Annotated in this window: 20 protein-coding genes; 5 read left to right on the top strand and 15 right to left on the bottom strand. The window is 73.0% G+C overall.

Annotated features, from left to right (window positions below; all coding sequences use genetic code 11):
- Window positions 1-4: 4 nt before the first annotated feature.
- The 8 genes from WMF42_RS07720 to WMF42_RS07685 form a co-directional block, all read right to left on the bottom strand.
- Window positions 5-2,758, bottom strand: a complete 2,754-nt coding sequence (locus tag WMF42_RS07720; RefSeq protein WP_437691216.1) for a transglycosylase SLT domain-containing protein — start codon at window positions 2,756-2,758, stop codon at window positions 5-7.
- Window positions 2,759-3,103: 345 nt separating this feature from the next.
- Entirely contained in the window at window positions 3,104-4,186 is a 1,083-nt protein-coding gene (cheB, locus tag WMF42_RS07715; RefSeq protein ID WP_061605839.1) for a chemotaxis-specific protein-glutamate methyltransferase CheB, read from the bottom strand.
- Between the two features lie 93 nt (window positions 4,187-4,279).
- Window positions 4,280-5,191, bottom strand: coding sequence for a CheR family methyltransferase (locus tag WMF42_RS07710; RefSeq protein ID WP_437691214.1), 912 nt, complete (start codon window positions 5,189-5,191; stop codon window positions 4,280-4,282).
- Window positions 5,188-7,323 (bottom strand): HEAT repeat domain-containing protein, encoded by a 2,136-nt coding sequence (locus WMF42_RS07705; RefSeq protein WP_437691212.1) that lies wholly within the window; start codon window positions 7,321-7,323, stop codon window positions 5,188-5,190. Before WMF42_RS07705 ends, WMF42_RS07710 begins: the two co-directional genes overlap by 4 nt.
- Complete coding sequence (locus tag WMF42_RS07700) at window positions 7,320-7,811, bottom strand: chemotaxis protein CheW (RefSeq protein WP_061605836.1); 492 nt, start codon at window positions 7,809-7,811, stop codon at window positions 7,320-7,322. The genes WMF42_RS07705 and WMF42_RS07700 overlap by 4 nt, the downstream gene beginning before the upstream one ends.
- 56 nt (window positions 7,812-7,867) lie before the next feature.
- Window positions 7,868-8,404 (bottom strand): chemotaxis protein CheW, encoded by a 537-nt coding sequence (locus WMF42_RS07695; RefSeq protein ID WP_061605835.1) that lies wholly within the window; start codon window positions 8,402-8,404, stop codon window positions 7,868-7,870.
- Window positions 8,397-10,655 carry a chemotaxis protein CheA gene (locus tag WMF42_RS07690; protein ID WP_061605834.1) on the bottom strand — a complete coding sequence of 753 codons (2,259 nt, stop codon included), beginning with the start codon at window positions 10,653-10,655 and terminating at the stop codon, window positions 8,397-8,399. Before WMF42_RS07690 ends, WMF42_RS07695 begins: the two co-directional genes overlap by 8 nt.
- Window positions 10,655-11,194: a response regulator gene (locus WMF42_RS07685; protein ID WP_437691209.1), complete on the bottom strand. Its 540-nt coding sequence runs from the start codon at window positions 11,192-11,194 to the stop codon at window positions 10,655-10,657. The genes WMF42_RS07690 and WMF42_RS07685 overlap by 1 nt, the downstream gene beginning before the upstream one ends.
- Before the next feature lie 299 nt (window positions 11,195-11,493).
- On the opposite strand from WMF42_RS07685, the gene WMF42_RS07680 reads away from it, so the two are divergent.
- Window positions 11,494-12,603, top strand: coding sequence for a VWA domain-containing protein (locus WMF42_RS07680; RefSeq protein ID WP_437691207.1), 1,110 nt, complete (start codon window positions 11,494-11,496; stop codon window positions 12,601-12,603).
- Window positions 12,604-12,771: 168 nt separating this feature from the next.
- Here the strand turns inward: WMF42_RS07680 and WMF42_RS07675 are convergent, their stop codons facing one another.
- From WMF42_RS07675 to WMF42_RS07665, 3 genes are all read right to left on the bottom strand, one after another.
- Window positions 12,772-13,608, bottom strand: a complete 837-nt coding sequence (locus WMF42_RS07675; protein ID WP_437691205.1) for a DMT family transporter — start codon at window positions 13,606-13,608, stop codon at window positions 12,772-12,774.
- Window positions 13,609-13,761: 153 nt separating this feature from the next.
- Window positions 13,762-14,580 carry a hypothetical protein gene (locus tag WMF42_RS07670; RefSeq protein WP_437691203.1) on the bottom strand — a complete coding sequence of 273 codons (819 nt, stop codon included), beginning with the start codon at window positions 14,578-14,580 and terminating at the stop codon, window positions 13,762-13,764.
- Window positions 14,581-14,746: 166 nt separating this feature from the next.
- The gene (locus WMF42_RS07665) at window positions 14,747-15,799 is read right to left on the bottom strand and encodes a hypothetical protein (protein ID WP_233561034.1); all 1,053 of its coding nucleotides are present in this window, start codon (window positions 15,797-15,799) and stop codon (window positions 14,747-14,749) included.
- A gap of 200 nt (window positions 15,800-15,999) precedes the next feature.
- On the opposite strand from WMF42_RS07665, the gene WMF42_RS07660 reads away from it, so the two are divergent.
- Complete coding sequence (locus WMF42_RS07660; protein ID WP_437691201.1) at window positions 16,000-17,247, top strand: putative DNA modification/repair radical SAM protein; 1,248 nt, start codon at window positions 16,000-16,002, stop codon at window positions 17,245-17,247.
- Complete coding sequence (locus WMF42_RS07655; RefSeq protein WP_437691199.1) at window positions 17,244-18,698, top strand: UdgX family uracil-DNA binding protein; 1,455 nt, start codon at window positions 17,244-17,246, stop codon at window positions 18,696-18,698. Before WMF42_RS07660 ends, WMF42_RS07655 begins: the two co-directional genes overlap by 4 nt.
- A 9-nt stretch (window positions 18,699-18,707) precedes the next feature.
- Here the strand turns inward: WMF42_RS07655 and WMF42_RS07650 are convergent, their stop codons facing one another.
- Complete coding sequence (locus tag WMF42_RS07650; RefSeq protein WP_155798515.1) at window positions 18,708-18,923, bottom strand: hypothetical protein; 216 nt, start codon at window positions 18,921-18,923, stop codon at window positions 18,708-18,710.
- A gap of 258 nt (window positions 18,924-19,181) precedes the next feature.
- Here WMF42_RS07650 and WMF42_RS07645 point away from each other — a divergent pair, with 258 nt between their 5' ends.
- Window positions 19,182-19,451 carry a CVNH domain-containing protein gene (locus tag WMF42_RS07645; protein ID WP_061609160.1) on the top strand — a complete coding sequence of 90 codons (270 nt, stop codon included), beginning with the start codon at window positions 19,182-19,184 and terminating at the stop codon, window positions 19,449-19,451.
- A gap of 46 nt (window positions 19,452-19,497) precedes the next feature.
- Here WMF42_RS07645 and WMF42_RS07640 read toward each other — a convergent pair whose 3' ends face one another.
- The gene (locus tag WMF42_RS07640) at window positions 19,498-20,463 is read right to left on the bottom strand and encodes a serine/threonine-protein kinase (protein ID WP_437694225.1); all 966 of its coding nucleotides are present in this window, start codon (window positions 20,461-20,463) and stop codon (window positions 19,498-19,500) included.
- Window positions 20,464-20,563: 100 nt separating this feature from the next.
- A complete protein-coding gene (locus WMF42_RS07635; protein WP_437691196.1) occupies window positions 20,564-24,037 on the bottom strand; it encodes a nitric oxide synthase oxygenase in 3,474 nt (1,157 codons plus the stop codon).
- Between the two features lie 564 nt (window positions 24,038-24,601).
- Here WMF42_RS07635 and WMF42_RS07630 point away from each other — a divergent pair.
- The gene (locus tag WMF42_RS07630; protein WP_437691194.1) at window positions 24,602-25,507 is read left to right on the top strand and encodes a DUF5995 family protein; all 906 of its coding nucleotides are present in this window, start codon (window positions 24,602-24,604) and stop codon (window positions 25,505-25,507) included.
- Here WMF42_RS07630 and rlmN read toward each other — a convergent pair.
- On the bottom strand, window positions 25,485-26,687 hold the full coding sequence (gene rlmN, locus WMF42_RS07625; protein ID WP_437691192.1) for a 23S rRNA (adenine(2503)-C(2))-methyltransferase RlmN: 1,203 nt from the start codon (window positions 26,685-26,687) through the stop codon (window positions 25,485-25,487). The two genes, WMF42_RS07630 and rlmN, sit on opposite strands and share 23 nt — an antisense overlap.
- Window positions 26,688-26,752 lie beyond the last annotated feature (65 nt).

The raw sequence follows: 26,752 nt of genomic DNA, 5'->3' as shown, positions 1-26,752 counted from the left end.
GACATCACAGCGCGGTGCCGCTGCCCGTCGCGGGCTTCTCCGTGTCCTGCGCTCCCTTGGCGCGCCCCGCTGGGGTCTTCTCGTCCGCGCCGCCCGGCGCCGGCTTCTTCTCGCCCTCGGGAGCCTTCTTCTCCTCCGCCGCCGCGCCGGCCCGCTCGCCAGCGCCCGCCGCGTCCGCGCGGCCGGGCTTCTCCCCGGCGCCCGCCTCGGCCTTCGCCCCCTCGGCCCGCACCGGCTTCGTGGCGCCGGCGCCCTCGGCGGCCTTCCCTTCGGCCTTCGCCGGCTTCGTGGCTCCCGCGCCCTCGGCGGCCTTCCCGTCGGCCTTCGCCGGCTTCGTCTCGCCCGCGCCCTCGGCAGCCTTCCCTTCGGCCTTCGCCGGCTTCGTCTCGCCCGCGCCCTCGGCGGCCTTCCCGTCGGCCTTCGCCGGCTTCGTCTCGCCCGCACCGGCCTCTGCCTTCGCTGGCTTCGTCTCGCTCGCGCCCTCGGCGGCCGTCGCCGCCTTCACCGGCACGGCGGCCGTCGCCGCCTTCACCGGCACGGCGGCCGTCGCCGCCTTCACCGGCACGGCGGCCGTCGCCGCCTTCACCGGCACGGCGGCCGCCGCCTTGTCGCCGTCGTCCACCGCGCCCGCGGCCTGGGCCGACGCGACGCGGACGTCGTCCTCGCGCGGCTCCACCGGCGGCGGATCGCCCGGATGCGACGCCGGCACGTACACCACCAGCCGGTCGCCCGGCATCAGCACGCTCCGCCGCGAGCGCTGGTTGATCCGCTCGAGGCTGCCCACGCTCAGGCCGTAACGGGTCGCGAGCTTGCTGAACGAGTCGCCCTCGCGCACCGCGATCTCGATGCGCTTGCGGCCCTTCAGCCCCTCGAAGTGGGTGAAGAACTCCTCCGAGCCGACCTCCATCACCCGCGCGTCGGCCTCGTCGAGCAGGAAGACCCCGTCGTGGCGCTGCGACCTCGGCACGAAGAGCTGGAGCGTCATGCCCTCGTGGAGCGACGCCCCGGGCGCGAGCGTGTTCCAGCGGCAGATCTCGTCCGGCGTCACCGACAGCACCGCCGCGAGATCCCGGAGCGCGTCGCCCGCGACCACCCGGTAGAACACGCGCCGGCGACCCTCGTACGAGAAGCGCTGCGCCGGGACCACCACGACCGGCTTCGCCTCCGAGGACAGCGGCGCGCCGTTCGCGAGCAGGTGCTCCGCCGCCGCCACGCCGACGCCCTCCGCCGCCGGAACGAACAGCAGCGTCCCCGGGCGCACCGGCTCGCCCGCCCGCAGGCCGTTCAGCGACTGCAGCGTCCACCGCGTCGTGCCGCGGAACGTCGCGATGTCGTCGAGCGACTCGCCCCAGCGCACCAGGTACCGCTCGAGCTTCGGCTCGCGCTCGAGGAGCTTCGGCATCGACTTCGCCGCGCGCGCCCCGGCGCCCGCCGGCACCCGGATCTCCCAGCGCGCCTGCTCCCTCGCGTCCACCGGCGAGGGCGGCGTGCGCTTCGCCACGAGCTGCGGGTTCAGCGCCTCGATCTCCGGCGCCCCCGCCCCCGTCGCGGCCGCCACCGACTGGAGCGACACCCCGGAGCCCAGCGAGATCTTGTCGAACGTCACCGCCGGGTCGAGCTCGAGCTCGTCGCAGCCGAACACCTTCAGGTTCCGCGCGACGATCGCGATCGCGAGGATCTTCGGCACGTAGAGCGCCGTCTCGAGCGGCATCCCCGCCTCGAGCCGCGACAGCTCCCAGAAGTCGTTCGTGTTGTACTTGCGGATGGACGCGAGCAGCCCGCCGTAGCCCATGTTGTAGGCCGCGAACGCGAGCTCCCAGCCGCCGAAGCGACGCCGCAGATCCGAGAGGTACCGCGCCGCCGCGAGCGTCGAGCGCTCCGGATCGAGGCGCTCGTCGACCCACCGGTCGACCGTGAGGCCGTAGATGCGCGCGCCCTCGGGCATGAACTGCCAGAGGCCCGCGGCGCCGGCCGGGGAGTGGATGGTCGGGTCGAAGCCGCTCTCGACGAGCGACAGCCAGAGGAGGTCCTCCGGGAGCCCCTGCTCGCGGAGGACGCGGCGGATCGCGGCGCCGTAGCGGCCGCTCTTCTTGATCCACGTGGCCACGGCCCAGCGGCCGCGCGGGTCGTCCTTGTAGTACTCGAGGTAGCGCACGACCCGGCCGTCCCAGCGGACCGGGATCTCCGGCAGCTCGAGCTGCCGCAGCCAGGAGATGTCGCGGGTCTCCTCGGCGTCCACCGGCGCGGCCGTCAGGCCGGAGGGCGGCAGGCCGGAGGCCTCGATGCGCGGCTCGCCCGCGCCGAGCAGGAGCGTGCCGTCGACCGGCCACGCCGGGCCGGCGGTCGGCGCGGCGCCGGGGAAGAGCGCCTGGTCGATCGCGCGCATCGTGCGGAGCTCGGGCGACTCGGCGACGCTCGCCCCCGCCGGCGTCGAGGTGCCCGCGATGACCCGCCGCGCCGCCTCGTCCGGGGCGCCGGGCTCCCCCGGCTTGCGCGCGATCTTGCCCGCGCCCTTCTTCGCCGGCTTCGACCGCGCCGCGGGCTTCGCCGGCGCCTTGGCGGCCACGCGCTTCGCGCCGCCGTTGCCGCTCGACGCCCCCGCGGCGCGCGCCGCCGGCCTGGCCGGGGCAGGCTTCTCCGCCTTGCCGTCGGCTGGCCCGTCCTTCTTCGGCTCGGCCTTCTTCGCCTCGGCCGCGGTCGCCGCGGCCTCCGCGGGCGCAGCGAGGCCGTCGAACGCGACGCCCGAGAGGGCGACCATCCAGCCAAGACAAACAAGCCTGCGTGCGGCGCGTCGGATCCGCATGTCAGCGCCCGACCTGTCTCACGATGCGACCGAGGGGTCAACTTTGGCAGTCAGCCGGGAACCGTTGCAGTGCCAACGGTTCAGGGGGCTGGAGCACACAGCGGCGGCGTGTGTGATGAAGAGAGAGATTTGAACCACAGAGGCACAGAGGGCACAGAGGGAAGAGGGATCGGAGAGTAGAAAGAGCTCGATCCGTCGGCGATCCCTGATCGGAGAGGGGCAGAATTCTCTCTCCCCTCTGTGCCCTCTGTGCCTCTGTGGTTCAATTTTCTCGGGGCTCTCGAGGAACCACCGCCGCGCCTAGGAGAGCAGCGCGATGAAGTCGCCGATCGCCGTGAACGGCAGGCTCTCGTTCACGACCCCCGCCCGCACCGCGGCGCCCGGCATGCCGTAGACAACCGCGGAGTCCTCGCTCTCGGCCACCACCGTGCCCCCGGCCGCGCGGATCGCCCGCGCGCCGTTCACCCCGTCGTCGCCCATCCCCGTCAGGATGATGCCCACAGCGCGGCTGCCGCCCACCTGCGCCACGCTCCGGAACAGCCGGTCCGCGCTCGGCACGTAGCGATCGCCAGGCGCGGGCGCGCCCACCCGGATCCGGATGTCGCCGCTCAGCCCGACCCCGCTGCCCGGCGTCACCGCGATCTCCATGCACATGCGGCCCGGGCACACGTACGCCTTGCGGGCCACCACCTGGTCGCCGTTCTGCGCCTCCACGACGCGGAGCCCGCCCTTGCGATCGAGCCGCTCCGCGAACGTGCGCGTGAACTTGTCGGGCATGTGCTGCGCGATGAGGATCGCGCCGGGGAAACGATCCGGGATGCGGTTGAAGATCTCCAGCAGCGCCGTGGGCCCGCCGGTCGAGGAGCCGACCGCCACGAGGTGGCGCAGGGAGACCCCGAGCCGCGACGGCTCCTGCGCCGCGCGCTGCGCCGTGGGCTGCGACGCGCGGGCCGGCGCCGCGGCCGCAGGCATCGGCGAGCGGGGGCGGAGGTAGCGCACGAGCAGGACCTTCTGGATGATCTCCCGGCGGATCTGCGCGTCGGCCGTGAACTGCCGATCCGGCTTCGCCACGAAGTCGACAGCGCCCAGCTCGAGCGCCTTGAAGACGTTCTCCTTGTGGCTGTAGCTGGAGACGATGATCACCGGCGTGGGCTGCCGCGCCATCAGGATGCGCAGGAACGTGAAGCCGTCCATGCGCGGCATCTCGAGATCCAGCGTGATCGCGTCCGGCCTGAGCTGCGCGGCCTGGCGGAGCGCGTCGTCGCCGTCACCGGCCTTGCCCACGACCTCGATCTCGTCGCTTCCGCTCAAGATCTCGGCGATGTTGCGCCGGTTGTACGCGGAGTCGTCGACGACGAGCACGCGCAGGGGAGCGAATGTCATGAGCGCAAAACCTTCCGCCGGAGGTTCATTCTAGCCCACCCGGGGCGCCATGGGACCACCCGTCGCCTGTACAGCCTCGACTTCCTCGCCGCCTCATCCGCCCTCCTCCCCGCCCCCCCGCTCCGGCGAGCCCTCCGTGAGCCCGAGACGCAGCGTGGCCGCCGGCTTGCGGTACACGAGATCCTCCCGGAGGTGCACGATCTCGAACGCGGTCGTGACGTTCAGCAGCGACTCGGAGTGGCCGAGCAGGAGGAACCCGCCGGGCGAGAGGCGCTCGTAGAAGATGTCGATCACCCGGCGCCGCGACTCCTCGTCCAGGTAGATAAGGACGTTGCGGCAGAAGATGACGTCCACGCGCCCGACCACCGCCGCGCGCGACGAGTCGAGCAGGTTCAGGTGCCCGAACTGGCAGAGCGACCGCAGATCGTCCACCACGTGGAACCCGTCCGGCCGCTCGGTGAAGTAGCGCCGCTTGAGCTCGGGGGGCGTCACGCGGAACGACGAGGCGCCGTACACCCCCTTGCGCGCGGCCACCACGCAGCGGCGCGAGATGTCGCTGCCGAAGACGCGGACCTCGCGGCGATCCGCGGCGCCCGCCTCCCGCACGGTGATCGCGATCGAGTAGACCTCCTCGCCCGTCGAGCAGCCCGCGCTCCAGATGGACAGCCGGCTCCTGGCGCCGCCCGCCTTCACGATCATCGGCACGATCTCGGTCGTCAGCGCGCGGAGCTGGTAGTCCTCGCGGAAGAAGTACGTCTCGTTGACCGTGATGAGCTCGATCGCCTCGTCGAGCTCGGTGCGCCCGCGGCTGTGGAGGCGCAGGTACTCGTGGTACTGCGCGAACGACGAGAGGCCGAGCACCACGACCCGCTCGCGGAGCCGGCGCTCCATGGACGTGCGCGCCTCGGGCCCGAACTGGAGCCCGCAGTGCTTGTTGAACAGGTCCCGCAGCCGCTGGAACTCGTCGGGCAAGAGACGGATCTCGTCGTCCCGCCGTCGGTTCACGGCACCTTCCCCGACGGCGGCCCGCCGGGCATCCCCGGCGTGGACACGGCGCCCTCGCCGACCTCGATCGAGACGGGCGCGCTCAGCCGATCCCCCGCCTCGCCCCAGGGGGGATCCGAGCGGAACGGGGCGCCGCCCTGCGCCGCGGCCGCGACGAGCTCGGGCTCGCCCGAGGCGCGCACCAGCCCGAGCAGCTCGCGGGCGCGGGCCCGCTCGTCGCCGGCAGGGCCGGCGTCCGACAGCGACGCGTACAGGCGGCCCAGCGCGCGCGCCGCCGCCAGGCGGACCTCCCGCTCCTCGTCGGCCAGCGAGAGGCTCAGCACGTCGAGCGCCGCGATGCCCGCCGCCACGGCCACCGCTGTCACGGCCGCGCGGCGCGCGCGCACGTCGCCCGCCGACGCGGCGCTCCTCAGGAACGCGAGCTCCTCCGGATCCGCCGAGCCGAGCGCCTCGATCACGATCGCCGCCGCGAGGTGCGTCCGCTCCGCCTGCATGAGCCGCCGCGCGAGCGCGCGCGCGGCCTCGGGGTAGCGCTCGGAGAGCCCCGCGAGCGCGCTCTCCGCCGCGCGCGCGACCGGCAGCGAGACGGCGCGCGTCTGCGACACGACGAGCTCGAAGTCGTCGGCGGTCCCGATCTTCGCGAGGCCGTAGAGCGCGCTCGTCGCCACGAGCGTCGAGGGGCTCTTGACCGACCGGCGCACGGCGCCGAGCAGCTCGTCGAGCAGCGGATCGGGCGCGGCGTCCGGGGCAGGCCGCGCCGGATCGCCCCCGCGCCCGCGCTGCTCTGCGATCGCGACAGCGCCGTCGATGAGCGCGGCCGTCGCGTCGTCGAGCCCCTCCCAGAGATCCGGGTCGGGATCGACGTGGCGCTCGAGGTAGGCGAGCACCGCGGGCAGCGCCTCCTCGCCGAGCAGGCCGAGCGCGCGCTGCGCCGTCTCGACCAGCGCCGGCTCGATCATCGCCTGCACCGCGGCGTCGGCCGCGCCGGGCGCGCGCGCCATCGCCGCGAGCACGAGCGCCTGCGCGCGCCCGCTCACCGGATCGGCGCCGAAGCCGCGCCACGACGGGGGCTCCGCGCCGCCGGAGCCCTGCGCGGCGGCGGCCTGCACGAGGCGGGCGCCCACCTCGAGCGGGGCCGCGCGGAGCGACGTCACGACGTGCGACGCGAGCGGCCCCTCCGCGAGCCGCGCCAGCGCCCGCACGAGCTGCGCGAACGCGCCGCCGCGCGCCGTCGCGAGCGCCGCGCAGAGCGCCCGCGGCGCCTCGGGGCTCTCCGCGAGCGCGGCGGCGACCAGCGCCGACGAGCGGAGGATCGGGTCGTCGATGAGCGGCGCGAGCACCCGCCACGGCACCGGCGCCTCGAGGCCGTTGAGGCCGTTCAGCGCGGTCAGCCGCACGAAGCGATCGCGGTCGGCGAGCCGCTCGTAGAGGATGTCCGTCACCCGCTCGCGCGCGATGAGCCCCATCCCGGAGATCGCCTCGATCGCGCTCTGGCGCAGGTTGTCGTCCTTCTCCCCGAGCGTCGCGTAGAGCGCGTCGAGCGCCGCCGGGTCGCGCGTGCGGCCGAGCGCGTCGACGACCAGCTTGCGCTCGTCGCCCGCGAGCTCGGCGAGCGCGCCGACGAGCGCCGGCGTGGCGTCGCGGCCGCAGTAGCCGAGCACCTCGATGGCCGCGTTCCGCAGGCCGACGTCGTCGCTGGTCCGCAGCGCGTCGAGCACCGCGCCGACGAGGAGCTGCGAGGCCGACGGGCGCTCGCCCTCGGCGCCCTCGGCGCCCTCGGCGCCCTCCATCGCCGCCGGGCGCTCGCCCTCGGCGGGCGCGGCGGACGACGAGGTCTGCTGGATCAGCCGGTGGCACGCGTAGGTCGCCTCCTTGCGGACGCGCCAGTCGGGATCGCCGAGCGCGCGGAGCAGGAGCGGCAGCGCCTCCGCGACGTCCGCCCGGCCGAGCCGCGCGGCCGCCTGGCGGCGCTCCTCGGCGTCGTCCGCGTCGAGCGCCGCGGCGATGGCCGAGATCGGCATCGGCGTGCTGCGCACGCTGGGCGAGATGGACTCGGGCTCGGTCGGCCACGCGCCCGCGTCGCTCACGCGCGGGCCGCTGTACGGGCCCAGGTCGTCGAAGGCGCGGCTCACGGGGCCTCCAGGAGCGCGCCCGACGCGGCGAGGGCGAGGGCGAGCTCGATGAAGCGCCCGACGTCGAGCACGAAGATCATCCGCTCGTCGTGCGTCGTCACGCCCACGATGCCGCGCAGATCGCTGCTGCCGCCCACCGGCGGCGTCGGCCGGTAGTCGCCGCTCGTCCCGAAGACCTCCGTCACGGCGTCGACGACGAGCCCGACCGTGTGCGTGCCGACGTCGACAAGGATCCACTTGGTGCTGCGGCTCGGCTCGACCGGGGGGAGCCCGAAGCGCATGCGGAGCTCGATCACGGGCACCACCTCGCCGCGGTGGTTCGCGACGCCGGCGACCTCGGGCGGCGTGTGCGGCAGCGTGGTCACCGACAGCGGGTTCACGATCTCGCGCACCCGCGTGATGTCGATCGCATAGTGCACGTCGCCGACCACAAAGCCGACGAGGCTCTTCTGCGGGTCGGGACGGCTGCGCTCTCCAGTCAACGGCATCTGAGCCTCCGAGCGACCGGGCTCTTCGAGCCGCCCGGGCGCGGACGAATCGTCCTCTAGGACGCGAGTATGGCCTGCAGGTCGAGCAGGATGATCACGCGCGGCTGCGCCTCGCCCTGGGCGCCGTCCGACGCGGTCGCCCCGTGCATGGGCCGGGCGATGCCGGCGATGTGGCCCGCGACGTCGCCGCCGAGCGCCGTCGCGGCGTGCTCGATCTCGGCGTCGGCGAGCCGGTAGACCTGCTGGACCTCGTCGACGAACAGGCCGAGCGTCTCGCCGTTCGCCGCGTCGACGAGCAGGATGCGCGCCCGGCGCTGCGGCGCGCCCTCGTGCAGCCGCATCCGCCGCCGCAGATCGATGACGGTCACGAGCTGCCCGCGGACGCTGACGATGCCCATCGTCGAGTCCGGCGCGCGCGGCACCGGCGTGAGCGGGGGCGGCTTCAGGATCTCGCGCACGAGCGAGACGGGCGCGGCGTAGGTGTCGCCCGCGAGCGTGAACGCGAGGTACTCGGTCCGCGGGCCGGTCGCCTGCGCGCGCGGGTTCCGCTTCGACACCGGGATGCGGGCGTGCCTTCGGGAGAGGTTAGCCATGGGTGCTCCGCGGATCGTTGCGCTGCCGGTCCCCGCCGTGGAGGATCTCCTCGATGAGCGCCGGGGCGTCGAGGACGAGCGCGATGCGCTGGTCGCCGAGCTCCGTGGCGCCGGAGAAGCCGCGCACCGACGAGAGCGATGGGCCGAGCGCCTTGATCACGACGTCCTGCTGGCCGATGAGCGTGCTCACGACGAGCCCCAGCCTGCGCGCGCCGACCGACGCCACCACGATGTACTTGCGCTTGCTCGCCTCCCGGAGCCCGAGCGTCCCGCGGCCGTCCGATCCGCGCCGCCCGCCGACGGCGGGCCGCGCCGCGGAGCCGCCGCGCGCGCCGCCGAGCAGGCCGGCGATGCGCGCGCTGAGCTCCTCCTCCTCGTTCAGGCCGAAGAGCCGCGCGAGGTAGCAGAGCTGCAGCGTGCTGTTGCGCAGCGTGATCATCTCGCGGCCGTCGATCTGGCGCACCGTGGCCTCGTCGAGCGCGACCGCCTCCTGCACGTTGGTCAGCGGGATGGCGAAGAGCCTGTCGGCGACGCGGACGATGAGCGCGCTGATGATCGCCAGCGTGATCGGCAGCGTCACCGTCATCTTGGTGCCGATGCCGGGCTCGCTGTGCACGTCGATGACGCCGCCGAGCTTGCTGATGTTCGTCTTCACGACGTCCATCCCGACGCCGCGCCCCGAGATCTCGCTCACGTCAGTCTTCGTCGAGATGCCCGGCTGGAAGATGAGGTTCAGGACCTCGCGGTAGCTCGTGGTGCGCGCGTCCTCCGGGGTCATGACCCCTCGGCGCAGCGCGGCGTCGAGGAGCTTGTCGACGTCGATGCCCTTGCCGTCGTCCTCGATCTCGATGACGACGTGGTTGCCCTTCTGGAAGGCGTTCAGCGCGATCGTGCCGACCGCGGGCTTGCCCACCGCCTCGCGCACGCTCTTCGACTCGATGCCGTGGTCGATGGCGTTGCGCATCATGTGCATGAGCGGGTCGCTGAGCTCCTCGACGATGAGCTTGTCGACCTCGGTCTCGGCGCCCGTGATGACGAGGTTCACGAGCTTGTCGGCGTCGCGGCTGATCTGGCGGACGACGCGCGCGAGCTTGTCGAAGACCTGCCCGAGCGGGACCATCCGGACCTCGAGGATGCCCGCCTGCATGGCGGCGAGGTGCCGGTCGAACGTGCGCTGGAGCCGGTGGAGGTCGAGGCTCAGCTCGCGCTCGGTCGGCGCCGCGCGGAGCCGCTCGACGAGGCGGCCGAGCGCCGATCGGACGAGGGCGAGCTCGCCGACGATGTTCATCAGCCGGTCGAGCTTGTGGATGTCGACGCGCACCGTCTGCGCGACGGAGCGGATGGAGCTCAGCTCTCCCTTGCGGTTGCCGCGCGCGCTCGACGGCGGGCTCGCGGCCATCGAGCCGGTCAGGTCGACCGCGCGCGACACGCCCGTGGGCACGCCGCCGCGGAGCGCGGCCGACATCGACGGCATCCCCGGCGGCGCGACGCGGCCGTGCCCGTTGTTGTTGCGCCGCGGGATCTCCTCGACCGCGGCGCCGGCCTGGTGCAGGGCGCGCTGGAGCTCCTCGAGCGGCGCGCGCGAGGCCATGAGGATGTCGAGCTCGATCGAGTCCTGGTCCGCGCCGGCGCCCGTCGGCAGGTAGGTGATGATCTCGCCGTACGGCTTCGCGGTGATCTTCAGGTCGTCGAGCGCCTGGTCGATCGTCGCGAGGTGGAACTGCACGCGGAGCCGGAACAGGGTCATCCCGCTCGCGATGTTCGTGCGCAGCCGGTGCTCCTCGTACTCGGTGAGCACGGAGAGCAGCCCCGGATCGAGATCGTAGTTGTCGTCCGGGAGGCCGGCCGCGCTCGGGCCGGCGTCCTGGTGGAGCAGGCGGAGGAGGTCGTCGACCTCGGGCATGGGCGCGTCGCGCCCGTCCTTCTCGTTCTGGAGGATGCGCCCGTAGAGCTCGACGCTGCGGAACAGCAGGTCGAGGACGGACGCGCTGATCTCGATGCGGCCGAGGCGCAGGTTGTCGAGCAGCTCCTCGAGCTCGTGCGACAGGGTGGCCATCCGGGTCGCGCCGAAGAGCCCGGCGAGCCCCTTCAGGGTGTGGACGGCCCGGAAGACGTCGTTGATGACGTCGGGGTCGACCTTGTTGGTCCGCACCGCCTCGTCGAGCGCGAGCAGGTCGCGCCCGAGCCCCTCGACGATCTCCTGCGCTTCCGAGAAGAACTCCTCGCGCGCGCGATCGCCGCTGTCCACCATCAGCCGCCGCCTTCCTCGCCGGAGCCAGGCTGCCTGGTGCGGGTCACCGGCTCAGGGGCGCGCTCGGGCGGCGGGGAGCGGACGTCGCCGGCGAGGCCCATCGGCGGCGCGTCGCCGGCGAGCTCGGTGGCGTCGGTGTCGGCCGCGCGCTCGGCGCGCCCGTCGAGGCAGGCGACCACCGCGTCGCGCAGGGCCTCGGGCGTGAACGGCTTCGGGAGGAAGAGATCCGCGCCGAGGCTGAGCCCGCGCTGGACATCGCGCTCGGCCGCCTGCGTGGAGATGATGAGGATGGCGACGCTCCGGTAGCGATCGCTCTGCCGGACGAAGCGGATGAGCTCGAGCCCGTTGATGTCCGGCATGTTGATGTCGGTGATCACGAGGTCGAAGGCGCCGCGCGGCAGGAGCCGGAGCGCGTCGAAGCCGTTCATGGCCTCCACGATGTCGACGTCGCCCGCGAGCCCCACGACGCAGTCCTCGAGCGTCGAGCGTACGTACGCTCGCATTGCCGGCGAGTCCTCGACGATCAGGATGCGTGCCATGCGGCGACAGGGTAACGGAAATCCGCTGGGTAGGAGCAACTCGCTGACGGCGGGCGCGCCCGCCGCGCTCCTCGGAGGTGCGCTGGCCTATGTACGGCGGTCTCGTTCCCGGTGTAAACCGGCGCGGTGGCCCTCGGGCGCGGACCGGTGAGGCGGCCGCGGAGGACGCCGCGCGCGGCGCCGCCGGCCGAGGAAGCGGCTCCCCCGGGTCCGGCCGTGCCCGCCCGGCGCGCCCGCCGCCGGGCGGCCTGCACACAGTGAATTGACACGGCGGCGCCCGATGCGCGCTAATCCCGGCCGTGAAAATTCTCCTTTGTTCTCCAGCGTTCCGGATCCTGCTCGCCGCCCTGTTCGCGCTCTCGAGCGTGGCCTGCGGCGGCGGACTGCGGGTGACCCGGATCAACTCCGCCCAGAAGAAGCCGAACAACGTCTGGGTGTTCTTCAGCGTCGACGCCGGCGAGGACGAGCCTGTGGGCGGCCTGACGGCCGAGGACTTCGAGATCTACGAGGACGGCGACCTCGTCTCGAAGTTCGAGAGCAAGCAGACCATCCAGAACCCGGAGGTCGCGGCGGTCATGTACACGATGCTGCTCGTCGACATGAGCGGCAGCATCACCGAGTCGGGCCAGGCCGACGCGCTCGTCGACGCCGCGCAGTCGTTCAGCGATCGCGTGGGCAAGAGCCAGAAGGTCGGCGTCTACGCGTTCGATGGCGAGGTAAAGATCCACTCCGTCGTCCCGTTCACCGAGGCGCAGGGCTCGGTGCAGGGAGGGCTCGAGGGGCTCCGGACCTACAAGCCGCGGGACACGTCGACCAACCTCCACGGCGGCGTGGTCGAGGGCGTTCGCGAGCTCAAGAAGCAGCTCGACCGCGACCGGCGGCCGCTCAAGTTCGGCACGCTCGTCGTGTTCTCCGACGGCACCGATCGCGCGAACCGCGTGAGCCGGGAGGACATGCTCAAGGAGCTCGACAAGGAAGAGTACGGGAACTACCAGATCTTCGTCGTCGGCGTCGGCGCCGAGATCGAGAAGGCGCGGCTCGACGAGATCGGGCGCGACGGGACCGAGCTCGCGGCGGACCAGGCCAAGGTCAAGGAGTCGTTCGACAAGATCGCGGCGAAGATCGAGGCGCACATGAAGCGCTTCTACCTGTTCTCGTACTGCACGCCGGCGCGCGCGGGGGAGCACGAGGTGGAGATCAAGGCGATCCGGAAGGATCCCTCGGCGTCGGGATCGGTCGCGTGGAAGTTCAACGCCGACGGGTTCGGGCCGCCGCCGGAGTGCGATCCCAACACGCCTCCGTCGTTCGATCTGAAGGCGACAACGCCCGTGGACGCCGACGGCGGCGGCAGCGGCGGCGCGAAGGCGAACTTCAAGGCGAACGCCAACGTGAAGGTCGAGGCGAAGTGACCGGCGTCGCGGCCGCGCGTGGCGGCCGCGGCGCGGCGCCGCGAGCCGGCTGCGCCGCCCGGCGAGCCTGATTCACCGAGGCGCGCGTCCCAGCGAGGCGCGCCTCCCTGCCCCTCTCCCGTCTCTCCGCCTCTCCCCCTCTCCCGCCTCTCCCCCACCCCACCGCCTTCACGCTTGTGAGCTCGGCAGCGGCGCCTGCGGGGTCGCGGCGCGCGCGGCGTGCAGGGTCCGCCAGGCGGTGGCGCCGAGGATGACCGCGCCGCCCACGGTCGACCAGAGCCCTGGGCGCTCCCCCACGAAGAGGAGCGCCCAGACGGGGTTGAGCACCGGCTCCACCAGCACCAGCAGGGAGGCCTCGACGGCCGGCGTGTGGCGCATGCCGCGGCTGAACAGGACATAGGAGAGGCCGATCTGCACCGCGCCCAGGAACACGAGGAGCGCGAGGTCGAGCGGCCCCGGGCGGGCCGCGCCGCCGAGCGCCATCGGCAGCGCGCCGAGGCACGCGAGGAGGTTGCCCCAGACGAGCACCACGGGGTTGTCGTCCGGGGTCGCGCGGAACGCCATCACGCACAGCGCGAACGCGAGCCCGGAGAGGAGCGCGAGGGCGTTGCCGAGGAGCTGTCCGGCGGAGAGCTGGTCCAGGAAGAAGAGCCCGAGGCCCACGATGAAGACGGGCGCCGCGAGCTTCTCGCTGCGCGAGGGCCGCTCCCCGAGCAGCCAGGGGCTGAGCAGCAGGACGTACACGGGCGCGGTGGACTGGAGGAAGATCGCGTTCGCGGCCGTGGTCAGCTTGGTGGCCAGCACGAACAGCACCATGACGGCGGCGTAGACGGCCGCGGCCGCGAGCGCGCGCCGCGAGGGCCAGCGGCGCGCGCCGGGCATGGCCAGGCCCAGCGCGAGCGCCGCGACAAGCGCGCGGCCCGAGGCGACCTGCCACCCATCGAGGGAGACCAGCTTGATGGCCGCGCCTCCGGTGGACCAGAGGACCGCGGCGGCGAGGATCATCAGGCGAGCACGGACCATGACGGGGCGGGCGCCGAGCCTAGCGGAACGTCGACGCGATGCTCAGGGGGAGCACAGGAGAGGACGCCTTGTCTCCTGGCGCTCCTGGCGTCCTGACGGCTCATGATTCCCTTGGCCCATGAGCCTGGCCGCCTGTCAGCGCGGCGGCTCGGGGATGAACTCGGCGCCGAGCCGGAAGATCAAGAAATCCCTGATGACGTTGCTGCTGCCGCCGGGCCACATGAACGGGCTGCCGGTGCTGCGGCTCGGGTCCCACTCGTACCACATCCACCGGGCCCCCTCGTCGATGCCGCAGACGATCGGGAACTCGTTGCCGGGCTGCGGGTTGTCGCGGGCGGTGTCGTTCGCCTCGCCGAACACGACATGACCGCGGTCCGACACCTCCGTGGTCACCCAGCCGCCGCTGGTCGTCTGCGGATCCATGTCTCCACCGTTGCAGCGCGCGATGTGCTGGTTGACGGTCTCCAGCGTCGGCCCGTGCGAGCCGAGATCGTAGTCCTCGCCGGTCGCGCAGACCTCCCACGCGCCGTTGCCTGTGAAGACGGGCTCGGCGCCCTCGCGGAAGAACTGGCCGAGCACGCCCTGCGTCGTGAGGATGTCGGCGTAGGTGACGATGTAGAGATAGCTTCCGGCGTCGGCGGACCGGGCCGGCACCGTGTACGACTCGGGCCCGTGGCCGACGGGACAGGAGAAGATCTCGTCCGCGAGGAGGTTCTCGACGCCGCCGAAGTAATTCAGGAGCTTGTCGCCTGTCCCGTAGCCGAAGCCATAGGCGTTGTCGGCCGTGATGATCACGCTCACGTCGGTCGAGAGCCCGCTCCCCCCACCGACCCCCCCGGCGATCTCACCGAGATCGTTCCCGCCACCACCCCCCGCGCCCCCGGCGCCGGAGCCGGCGTGGGGGCCGACGGGATCCCCGGTGCCAGCGTCCGAACACCCGGAGCCATGAAGCACAACAGCGAAAGCCAGCGCAGGAACAAGACGTAGGTGCATTGCACAAGGATCGGCGAAGTCGCGCCGTGCGTAAAGCCCCACCGGCACGCCCGTTCCACGCATCCCGGCGTAGGGCGCCAACCGCGCTGGCCTCGCGCGCGGGCGCCGAGAGGCCCGCGCGCGCCGGTCAGGGCGCGATCTCCCGGATGCTGCCCTTCTTGTACAGGAGCCCGTCGGGGCCTACCCCGTCGCTCCGGAAGTAGACGCTGAGATTCGGTTTGCCCGTCTCCGAGCCCGGGCGGCTCGGCTCCCGGGTGAGCCGCATCGCGGGATCGATCCCAGGCTGGCAGGGCTCGCCCCCCACGCCGAAGTCGGTCCCCTGGTCGACGTGCTCGTGGATCTTCACCCAGGCGCCGCCGTTCGCGCCGTCGGTCTCATCGATCCAGAGCTCCTGCTTCACATCGCCGTTCGGCAGGTCGTAGACGAGCTGCTTGTAGCCGATCCAGACCTGCTCCGGCATGCCGCCTTCCCAGTACGTCTTTCCGAGGATGGCCGTCGAGGCGGGGTGGCTCGTCTCCTTCTCGAAATCGATCCTGCCGTCGTAGCGCATGCGGGCGGCGATCCCGCGCGTATCGCACCTGTTGACGTCCTCGTCGCCGATCGTGCCGTGGTTGGTGCGCGCCATGGCGACGAGGCCTCCATAAGGTGTCCCGTCGTCGTCGGCGCGCAGGAAATACACGGTCACCTCGACGTCGGTCCACGGGTCGGCGAGCTCGGGATCGTGGACGTACATCCGCGGGACGTCGCCGCTGATCGTGAGGATTCCGTGGCCGTCTGTGTCATAGGAGGCATCGCCGTGGTCGGCGTCGAACCAGGCGTCGGCCGGGTCGATCCCCGAGAACGTGCGCGCGACGCCGTTGTCCCATGTCGAGAACCACGCCTTGCCGGAAGGCAGCGTGGGCCGCAGCATCGCGATCCCGAACCGGTCGACAAGGGCCGCGTCCCCGCCCCCGGCGCCGGTCGAGCTCGACGCCTCGGCGCTGCTCGACGCAGACGAAGCCTCGCCGGCTCCGCCGCCGAGACCGCCGCTGCCCTCGCTGCTGCCGAGGCCGCCGCTGCCGCCGCCGCCGCCGAGGCCGCCTGATCCGGACTGGCTTCCCGCCCCGGGAGCGCCATCGTCGCCGCAACCGGCGTTGCTCGAGCCGAGGACAGCCGACATGAGGACGATTGCGCTCTTCAAGAAAGTTCGCATTCCTCCGGAGTACCACACGACGATCGAGGCGAGCGAGCGTGAACGAGCCGTCTCATCAGGCGCGCGGCGCGTCACGAGGCGTATCGACACGGACGCGATCCCGAGGACCACGACGCGGCCGAAAGCCGCGCGCGGAGCGCCGCGCGGGCTTGCCAAGAGGGGCGGAGTCCCCAAGGTTGCTCCGGCTGATGGAGCTCAAGCGAAAGCTCGCGATCCTCGCGGACGCAGCAAAGTACGACGCTTCGTGCGCGAGCAACGGCTCCCGCCGCCCCGCCCTGCCGCAGGGGATCGGCAGCACGGAAGGCATGGGGATCTGCCACAGCTACACGCCGGACGGCCGCTGCGTCTCCCTGCTCAAGATCCTGCTGACGAACGTCTGTATCTATGACTGCCAGTACTGCGTGAACCGCCTGTCCAGCGACGTCGAGCGCGCGAGGTTCTCGCCCGGCGAGGTGGTCGCGCTCACGCTCGACTTTTACCGGCGGAACTACATCGAAGGGCTGTTCCTGAGCTCGGGAGTCCTCAAGAGCCCCGACACCACGATGGAGCAGCTCGTGGCGGTCGCCCGGTCGCTGCGCGAGGAGCACCGGTTCGGCGGCTACATCCACCTGAAGGCGGCGCCGGGTGTCTCGCCCGAGCTCCTCGACGTGGCCGGTCGGTACGCCGATCGGCTCAGCGTCAACGTCGAGCTGCCGACGCAGCGGGATCTCGCGGCGCTCGCGCCCGAGAAGACGATGCCGGCCATCGAGGCCGCCATGACGGAGATCCACGCGCGGATCGTCGAGGCCCGCGACGATCCGAGCCCGCGCCGGCCCGCGTTCGCGCCCGCGGGGCACAGCACGCAGATGATCGTGGGCGCGACGCCGACGAGCGACAAGGAGATCCTCGCCACCGCCTCCCGGCTGTACACAGCGCACGGGCTGCGGCGCGTCTACTACTCCGCGTTCAGCCCGATCCCGCACGCCGACGCCCGGCTCCCGGCCGAGTCGCCGCCGCTCGCGCGCGAGCACCGGTTGTACGAGGCGGACTGGCTGATCCGGTTCTACGGCTTCTCCGCGGGCGAGCTCCTCGGCGCTGCCTCGCCCAACCTGGATCTGACGATGGATCCGAAGCTCGCGTGGGCGCTCGCGCACCGCGCGTTCTTCCCTGTCGACGTGAACACCGCGCCCCGGGAGGCGCTCCTCCGCGTGCCCGGGCTCGGGGTGCGGACGATCAACCGCGTGCTCACGATGCGCCGCCACCGGGCGGTCCGCATGGCCGACCTCGCGCGGCTCCGCGTCCCGGTCGCCCGCGCGGCGCCGTTCCTTGTCACGGCCGACGAGCACCGCAGCGCGGCGCGGGATCTCGACAGCGCCGGGCTCGCGCAGCGGGTCCGCCCGCCGACGCAGCTCGGCCTGTTCGAGGCGCGCGAGGTGGCGCGCTCCGGGGAGCTGTGATCCGCGCGCCCATCGCGCCGACGTTCGAGGCCTTCCGCGACGCCGCCCGGGCGCTGCTCGCCCGCGGGACGCCGCCCGAGGACGTCCTCTGGGAAGACGTGGCGGCCGAGGGCCAGGGCGTCCTCTTCGGCGCCGCGCCGGCCGCCCCCGCCGGCGCCGCGCCCGCGGCGCCTGCCGCGTCCGACGACGCGCAGCGCCCGCGCGTCCCCGCCGCCTACATGCGCCTCGCGACCGCTGTCGCCTGCCACCGCGACGCGGCGCGGTTCGCGCTGCTCTACCGCGCGCTGTTCCGCCTGACCCACGGCGAGCCCTACCTGCTCGAGCTCGCCGCCGATCCCGACGTGGCGCGGCTGCGCGCCCTGGAGCAGGCGGTGCGGCGCGACGTCCACAAGCTGCACGCGTTCGTGCGCTTCCGGCGGGTCGAGGGCGAGGGCGGCGGCGAGCGCTACGTCGCGTGGTACCGCCCGGACCACCGGATCGTGCGCCTTGGCGCGCCGTTCTTCGAGCGGCGCTTCCCGTCGATGGCGTGGTCGATCCTGACGCCGGACGAGTCGGCGCACTGGGACGGCGCCGAGCTCCGCTACGGCCCCGGGCTGCCGCGCGACGCGGCGCCGCGCGAGGACGAGCTGGAGGAGCTGTTCCGCACCTATTACCGCGCGATCTACAACCCCGCGCGGGTGAACCTCCGGGCGATGCGCGCGGAGATGCCCGTGAAGCACTGGAGCGCCCTCCCGGAGCTCTCGGTGATGAGCGAGCTCGTGCGGGACGCGGCGTCGCGCGTCGACGCGATGCAGGCGGGCCGCAGCGGGGCGGCGAGCGCGGCGGAGACGTACGTGCCCGGCTCGCGCGCGCTCCCGGTGCTCCGCGAGGCGGCGGCGTCGTGCCAGGCGTGCGCGCTGTGCGAGCGGGCGACGCAGACGGTGTTCGGCGAGGGTCCGGCGGACGCGGCGCTGATGCTCGTGGGGGAGCAGCCTGGCGACGAGGAGGACCTCTGCGGCCGGCCGTTCGTCGGGCCGGCGGGGCGCGTGCTCGACGAGGCGCTCGCGGGAGCGGGCCTGTCGCGCGGCGGCATCTACGTGACGAACGCGGTGAAGCACTTCAAGTGGGAGCCGCGCGGCGAGCGCCGGCTGCACGCGAGGCCCGTCGGCCCGGAGATCCAGGCCTGTCGCGCCTGGCTCCAGGCGGAGGTCGAGGCGGTGCGGCCGCGCGTGATCGTGTGTCTCGGCGCGACGGCGGCGCGCTCGTTCCTCGGCGGTCGGTTCAGCGTCACGCAGAGCCGCGGCCAGGTCTTCAAGACGCCGTGGGCGGAGTCGTGGATGGCGACCTACCACCCGGCGGCGCTCCTGCGCATGCCCGACGAGGCGGCGCGCGCTGCGGCGAGGGCGCATTTCCAGGCGGATCTCGCGCAGGCGGCGAGCTTGCTCGCGGGCGAGGAGCACGGGAGTCGATAGGAGCGCCGCTCAGCACCGGAACGGCCGCGGCAGCATCAGCGGCCCTTCCGGAAATGCCCCGCGCACCATGAGCCGCACCGCCCCGGCGCCGCCCACCGCGTCGTCCCCGTCCACGAAGACGTGCGGCTCCGCCGTCCCCGCCATGCCGAGCGCATCCGGGCACGCGAAGAGCTCCACGCGCCGAGGGACGCCCGCCTGCAGGCCAGATCGCGGGCGGCTCGACACGTCGTGAAAGATAAAAGAGATTGAACCACAGAGGCACAGAGGGCACAGAGGACAGAGAAAAGAGGATGGAGAAACAGAGGCCTGATTCTTTATCTCCCTCTCTCCCCTCTGTGCCCTCTGTGCCTCTGTGGTTCAATTCTTCCCATTTACACTTCACCCCCTCACCGTTCCAGCAGGATTGCGCCCCCGGCGCCCCCGCCCCATGAGCTCAGCAACGCATCGCCCTTCGAGGCGCTGCGCCAACGTGGGGGGAGAACCATGAAGAACACGCTCGTCGCGCTGGTCCTCGGCGCGCTCTCGTTGTCCACCGTGATGTCCAGCAGCGATGTGGCGCAAGCGCAACGCCGGCCGCCCGAGGGCTCCTACCTCAGGACGTGCAGAAACGTCCGGACGGAAAGAGGCACGCTGTACGCGAGGTGCCAGGACCGGAGGGGGAACTACCACAGGACGCGCATGGTGGACTTCCGGCGGTGCCCGGGAGACATCATGAACGACAACGGTCAGCTCCGCTGCGCCGGCCACCGCTGACGCGCGCCGCAGCCGGACAGGGCGGCCCTCCGCGAGGAGGGCTCGCTCAGCGACGCGGAAGCGGGGCCCCCGCCGGGATCCGCCCCTCCTCCACGGCCACCACGTACGGCGGCAGCCGGCCGGCCCGCACCGCGCGGATGTCGGCGCGCATCGTCGCCGCGTCCGGGTAGCGCTCGGCCTTGTGGAACGACAGGGCGCGATCCACGACGTCGCACACCTCGGAGGGCACGGCCGGCGCGTGCGCCGCGAGCGACGGCGCCCGCTCCGTCGCCGCGGCGATGAGCAGGCGCGCGTCGGCGACGTCGCCGTGGATCGCGCGGCCGGAGAGCAGCCGGAACATCGTGGCGCCCAGCCCGAAAACGTCGGTCCGGCCATCGATCTCGCGCACGTTCCCCGTCGCCTGCTCGGGCGCCATGTACTCGCTCGTGCCGAGCGCCACCCCCGTCTTCGTCGCCGTCTTGTCCGGCAGCTCCCCCATGCCGAACGGCAGCGGATCGAGCACGCGCGCGATCCCGAAATCGAGCACCTTCACCCGCCCGTCGTACCCGATGTGCAGGTTCTCGGGCTTGATGTCCCGGTGGATGACGCCGTGCGCGTGCGCGACGACCAGCACGTCGAGGACCCGCTCGGCCAGCGCCAGCACCTCGCCCGCGGGGAGCGTCCCCGCACGGGCCATGCGGTCGAAGACCGTCTCGCCCTCGAGCACCTCCATCGCCAGGTACGCGGCGCCGTCGTCCGCGACGCCCGACTCCAGCACGAGCGGCAGCCCCTGGCAGAGCGGGCCCACCGCGGCCAGCGCGCTGCCGATCGGCCCCTCGCGCAGGAACCGCTTCCGCAGCTCGTCGATGTGGCTGAGCGACGGGTGAAGGACCTTCACCGCCGCGACCTGGCCGTCGGCGCGCCGGCCGAGAAAGACGCTCGCCATCCCGCCGCCCCCGAGCACGCGCTCCACCGTCCAGGTGCCGATCCGCGTGCCGACGCGCTGCGCCGCGAGCTCCTCATCATCCATCATCACGCGCCCGCGAGCCTACCAAGGCAGCCGCTGGAACGGTCGAGAAAGTCCCGCTGACGCCCCGGAATACCCCCCTCCCGCGCTCGCCGAAGGACTCCCGTCACCCCTTCTGCGGCTTCCACGCGTCGTCCTGATAGAAATAGTTCGGCTTCAGGATCTTGTTCTCCATGTTGGTGTGGAACACCGCCATGGTCGACGCGGACATCGGCGGCACGATCCACGTCCAGTCCGCATAGACAGGGCGCCCGCACTCCCGCTCCTGCTGCTCGAACTTCTTGAAGTACTCCGACAGCGCGTGGTGATCGAGGATGCGCACCTTGGCCTGGCGGAACGAGTGCAGCACCGCGATGTTCAGCTCGACAAGCGCGGCGTCCTGCCACAGCGTGTCGCTGCGCGACCGGTCGAGCCCGAGCCGATCCGCGATCAGCGGTAGCTGGTTGTACCGCGTCACGTCGCTGAAGTTGCGCGCGCCGATCTCGGTCCCCATGTAGAAGCCGTTGAACGGCGCCGCCGTGTACTGCACCCCGCCAACGTCGAACGCCATGCTGGAGACCGCCGGCAGCGCGTGCCACTTCAGCCCGAGCTCCGCGAACCACGCGTGGCGCGGGTGCGCGATGGGCACCTCGAGCACCCGCTCCCGCGGCAGCTCGAACCACCGCGGCCGGGCGTCGCCGATCTGGACGATCAGCGGCAGCAGGTCGAAGCGCGTCCGCTCCCCGCCCGGCCAGCCGAGCGCCAGCGCCTGCTCCGTCAGCTCCACGTTCGCCGGATCGCCGAGGACGCCCCCGTCCGGCAGCCGGTAGCCCGCATACCGGACGAGCTGCCCGTTCCAGATGCGGATCCGCGGCTCCCCCGGCCTGAACACCGACATCATCGCCCGGATGTCGCCCCCGTTCGTCGCCAGGTCGAGGTGCTCGACAAGCGCCCCGAAGATCTCCTCCTCCGTCTTCAGGTGACGCAGGTCGCGCACGTGCAGCGTCGACCAGAAGAAGCGCCCGATGCACCGCGAGCTGTTGCGCCACGCCAGCCGGGCCCCGTACGCGAGCTCGTCGGGCAGGTGCGCGTAGGTCCCGTGCTTCTCCAGGCTCGCCCGCACCTCCTGCCAGCGCTCCTCCGCGGCGGAGGGCACCCCGAGCTCCGCGTAGCACTGGCGCAGGAACGCCTCGGCCTCGGTCAGGGCCGCCGCCGGCGCTGTGGGCGTCAGGTGGAACGACCCGTGCTCTACGGGGCAGACCGCGCAGACCCCGCCCGGCGCCCGGGCGGCGCCGGCCCGCCGGAGCGGCATCGGCCGGATCGCGCCCGCGGTGTCGACGTTCGACGTGAACAGCTCCCGCTGGATCGCGTCCTCCGGCCAGCCCGCCGCGCGCAGGTGCTCGTGCGCGTCGCGCATGAACCCCTCGGGCCCGCACACGAGCGCCCGCGACCCCGGCCGATAGGGGTACAGCTCGGCCACCTCCCCCCGCGACAGCCGCCCCTCCGCCTTCGTCGGGCGCAGGCGGAACGCGACGCCGGGCGCGCGGCCGGCGATCGCGCGCAGCTCCTCCTCGAAATAGAGGAAGTCCCCCGCGTGCGACGCCGACCAGTCCAGCAGGAACCCCCGCAGGTCGGCGCGAGCAGCCCGCCCGTCGAGCGCCCGCAGCATCGCCATCGCCGGCGTGACGCCGATCCCGCCCGCGAGGAACACAACCCGGTCCACCGGCGGCCCCGGCAGGACGAAGCTGCCCCGCGGCGCCGAGGCGCGCAGCAGCGAGGCCGCGGCGCGCTCGCACAGCCACCGCGAGAACACCCCGAGCTCCTCGCGCTTCACCGTGATCTCGTACTCCCCGCCGGCGACCGCCGGCGCCGAGAGCGTGTACGCGCGCGCCACCCAGCGCCGATCGAGGTAGCCCTGCACGAGCACGTGCTGCCCGGGCGCCGACGCCGCCGGCGCGCCGCCGACGGGCGCGAGCCTGACCTGGAAGATCCCAGGAGCGAGCTCCTGCGCCCCCTTCACCTCGGCCTGCACGAGGCTCGACCCGCCGAACATCTCCTCGATCGCGGGGACGCACCCGCCGCAGATCTGGCCCGCCCGCGTCCGCTCCGACAGCGCGGCGCGGGTCTCGCACCCGGCCTCGATGAGGCTCGCGATCTGCCCGCGCTTGACCCCGGCGCAGTTGCACACGACCTCCTCCGGCTCGAACAGCGCCGCGGGCTGATCGAGCTTCAGCTCGCCGAGCTCCCGGAAGGTCGCGAGCTGCCAGCCGGGCAGCGAGGCGCGCGCCATCAGCAGCCGCATCGCGGACGGCAGGCCCTGCCACTCGCCCTCGACGTGCACCCCCACGAGCTGCCCGTCCGAGACGAGCAGCGCGCGCCGCTTGTCGCGGTCCCCGCACACCACCCACCGCAGGCTCGCGGCCGGCGCGTCCAGCCACCGCGCCGAGACGCCGCTCCCGTCGAGCGCGCGGGAGAGCGCCAGGATCCGGCCGTTGCCGTCCACCACCTTCGAGATCGCCGCCGCCTTGCCGGCCAGCGCGCCCATCACGGCGCTGCTCTCGACGATCCCCTCGCGCAGGGAGAGCAGCCCCTGCCCGGGCAGGAGGTGGACGTTCACGTAATCGAGCGCGCGCCGCTCGGCCCACGCGTCGACGCTCGCGGGCGGCAGCTCGAGCCACGCCTCGTCGGCCCCGCGGGCCCCCTCGGGGATCCCTTCCTTCGCCAGGCTCATCCATCCCTCGATCAGCGCCTCGGCCGCCGCCTTCCGCAGCCCCGCCCGGACCAGCGCCGCCACCGACGCGTCGGCCGGCGTGTCCGCGTACCGGATCTCGAAGCTGTCCTCGCGGAGGAGCTGCTGGACGAGGTTGTCGAGCCGTCCCCGCAACCCGGCGGTGAACTCCTCGAAATCGATCGTCCCGTCCCCGGTCGTGTCCGCCACGTGGAGCAGCGCCCTCGCCTCGTCGGCCGGGACACCGAGGCCGGTGAGGTACGGCAGGATCTCGTCCTCGCTGAGCGCCCGGTTGTTGTCGCGATCGATCTCCTCGAACCGCCGCCCGGCGAAGCGCTCGCTCGCGAGGCCGCCCCGGACGGCGCGGGACAGCGCGGCCGCCACCTGCGCGCCCGTGCACGTGGCCGGGCCGCAAACGACGGGCAGCGCGGCGCCGGGCTGCTCGAGCGCGCGCTGCGTCATGCGGGCCACGTCGGCCGGCGCCACCCAGGGCAGCGCGCCGTCGCCGAGCGGCAGCGGCAAGGTGCGACGGAGCCGGATGTCGTCGCGCCAGAGGTCGAGGGCGCTGAGCAACGGTCCGTGAGAGACGAGGGTCAACCTCGGACAGGCGGCGCGGAGAAATGCCTCAGCGTCGCGAATCTGCCGCCCCACGCTGGTCGAGGCAGGAAGGTACGGCGCCACCCAGACGAGGTGGGACGCGCCGCTCTCCCTGGCCGACGCGAGGAAGGTCCGCGCCGCGACGAGGGGGTAAGCGAGATCCGCTGTGCTCAGCACGAGCGCGATGGCCGGCTCCGCGGGCTCGAACGGCAGGGCCTGGAGGAAGGAGGCGAGGTCGTTGGTCGGCTCGGAGCAGACAATCTTGAGGAAGCTCATGGTGCTCGGCAGTGGCGACCGCAGAGGAGCAGCGGCTCCCCCCGCGCGCCGGTCGATGGACGGGATGCGCGCGGACGCGCGGATCGCTCCGTCCAGGATACGCGGCAGCGCCCCGCGGGCCGAGATCCAGATGCAAGCGCGCGCATCACACACTGTCGTATCAAGTCGCAGAAACGACGCGCTACGTCGGGAGCTCCCGCATTCTTCGTGGAGGTAATCCGTCTGCGCGTAACAATCTGCCCCATGAGGCACTTTGGCGCGCTGGTCAGCTTTCTCACCTTGTCGGGAGATGGCGTCCATGCAGCGACCTCGGTTCGATCGCGGTCCGGATAGCCGCTGACCGTCGCCGGGGACGGCTCGCCCTCGCCGGGTGTTTCGGCGCGCGATCTTCGCTGGATTTGCGGGAAATTCGCCGCGATCGCGCGGGACGTACCGACGCGGGCGGGCCCGGCCGGCGCGCGCTCGAGCTCCGCGCTGCGCGCCTCGGGGTGGCGACGCCAAGTGTATGACTGCGAACCGGACATACGGGCACGATCCTTGAATTCGCTCGCTCAGAGCGCAGCCATGAACACCCTTACTTCCGAGCGGCCCCTGGCGAAGATGAGCAAGCAGACGCGGTCGTCGGCCGCGCGTCGTCCCGCGGTGGACACCGCGCGTCACGCCGTCCTCGAGGGCGTGGCGATGAGGCCCGCGAACGTCGCCGAGGCGCTTGTCGCCCTGCAGACGGTGGCCGCGCGGCTGCGCGAGAAGAACGACCCGCGCGCTGTGTTCCCGGACGTCTACGCCGTGATCACGCGCCGCGTGAAGGAGGCGGTCGTCGACGGCACGGATGACAGGTTCCTCGAGCCCGCGTGGATCTCGCGGCTCGCCGGGATCTTCTGCGAGTACTACCTGAAGGCGCTCGCGGCCTCGCTGGACGGGCGCTCCACGGGCGTCGAGGCGTGGGACGTGGCGTTCCAGTGCAACAGCGCGCGCGGGACGGCGGCGGCGGTGCACGCCCTCCTCGGCATCAACGCGCACATCAACTACGACCTGGCCCTCGGCCTCTACCAGAACATCGTCCAGCACGGGGCGGAGCAGGACGCCCGGCTCCTCGCCCGCTACCGCCACGACCACGACCTTGTGAATGAAATTCTCGCGGCGGCGATGCCGGAGATCTTCGCGATCCTGAGCGATCGCTACGGCTGCCCGCTCGCCCGGATCGCGACCTTCACGAGGGACGTGCAGCGCACGGTCTCCGGCGCCGTGCTCTTCCTGCTCAAGATGTGGCGCGACAGGGTCTGGGACGACCTGCTCTCCCTGCTCGCGGAGCAGCGCGAGGCGGACCGGCGCGCGGTTGTCGCGCGCATGAACCAGCACGCGGGGAAGGTCGCACGCACGTTCGCGGCGGGCAACGGGGCGCTCCGCGCTGTCGTCCCGAGCGCGGTGGGGCTCCGGGCCGCCGCCATCACGCTGGCGATGGCGGCCTGAGGCGGGCGATCCCGGCGAGCTGCCCGCAGGCGCCGCCCACGTCGCGCCCGCGCGGCCGGCGCACCAGCGTTGTCACGCCGTGCCCGGACAGCCGCGCGACGAAGGCGTCGAGCCGCTCCGCGGACGGCGGGCGGAGCGCCGGATCGGGGCCGGGGTTGCACGGGATGACGTTCACGCGGCACCGGAGCCCGGCGACGTACGCCGCGAGCAGGTCCGCGTCCTCCGGCGCGTCGTTGTAGCCGTCGAAGAGCACGTACTCGAACAGCACGCGCCGGCCCTGCGGCAGCGATCGCGCGAGCGCCTCCTTCAGGGCCTCCATCGGAAACCGCGCGTTCACCGGCATGATCGCCTGCCGCCGGGCGTCGTCCGGCGCGTTGAGGCTGACGGCGAGCTCCGCGTGCGCCTCGCGGAAGAACGGCTCGATCTTGTCCGCCACCCCGACGGTGCTCACGGTCACGTGCGACGGCGCGAACCGGAACGCGCGCGGGTCGGTGAGCAGCCGGATGGCCTTGAGCACCTCGCCGAGGTTGTCGAACGGCTCCCCCATGCCCATGAAGACGAGGTTCCGGAGCGGCGCGCCGCCGCGCCCGGCCGCGAGCGCCCGCGCGATCCGGACCTGATCGACGATCTCGCCGGCGGCGAGCTGGCGCGCGAGCCCGAGCCGCCCCGTCTCGCAGAAGGCACACGCGCGGGCGCAGCCGACCTGGCTCGAGACGCAGAGCGTCGTGCGGGCCGGCCCCGGGATGAGCACCGACTCGATGAGCGCGCCGTCGCGCGCGCGCAGGACGAGCCGGAGCGTGTCGTCCGTCGAGGGCGCCAGCTCGGCGATCTCGAGCGACAGGCCGGGGTCGAGCGCGAGCAGCGCCTCGTGCGCCCACGCTCCGACGCCCAGGGCGGCGAGCGCTGGCGCGTCCCACGCCGGCGCGGGCGCGCCCGGCTCCGCCCCGAACGCGTGGCGCACCACCTTGCCGGCGACAGCGCGCGCCGCCGACGCCGTGCCGCCGGCCTTGCGGAGGAGCTCGGCGAGCGAGGCCGCGTCGTGGTCGGCGAGCCGCGCGCGCCAACGTGGGACGCGCGCGCTCCTCCGGATCAGCGGGCGAGCGGCGACAGGCGCCGGCGCCGGCGGGTCGCCGGCGCTGACGGCCGGCGCGATCTCCTCGGGGATTTCCGGAACGCGCATGCGCACCAGCTAGCACGCCCCGCGCGGCGCCGGGCGGTCCAGCGACCATCGCTCACCGTCGCTCA

It is taken from the genome of Sorangium sp. So ce176 (genome assembly GCF_051519835.1).
Classification (GTDB): Bacteria; Myxococcota_A; Polyangia; order Polyangiales; family Polyangiaceae; genus Sorangium; species Sorangium cellulosum_G.
This window is presented reverse-complemented; position numbering and strand designations above follow the sequence as displayed.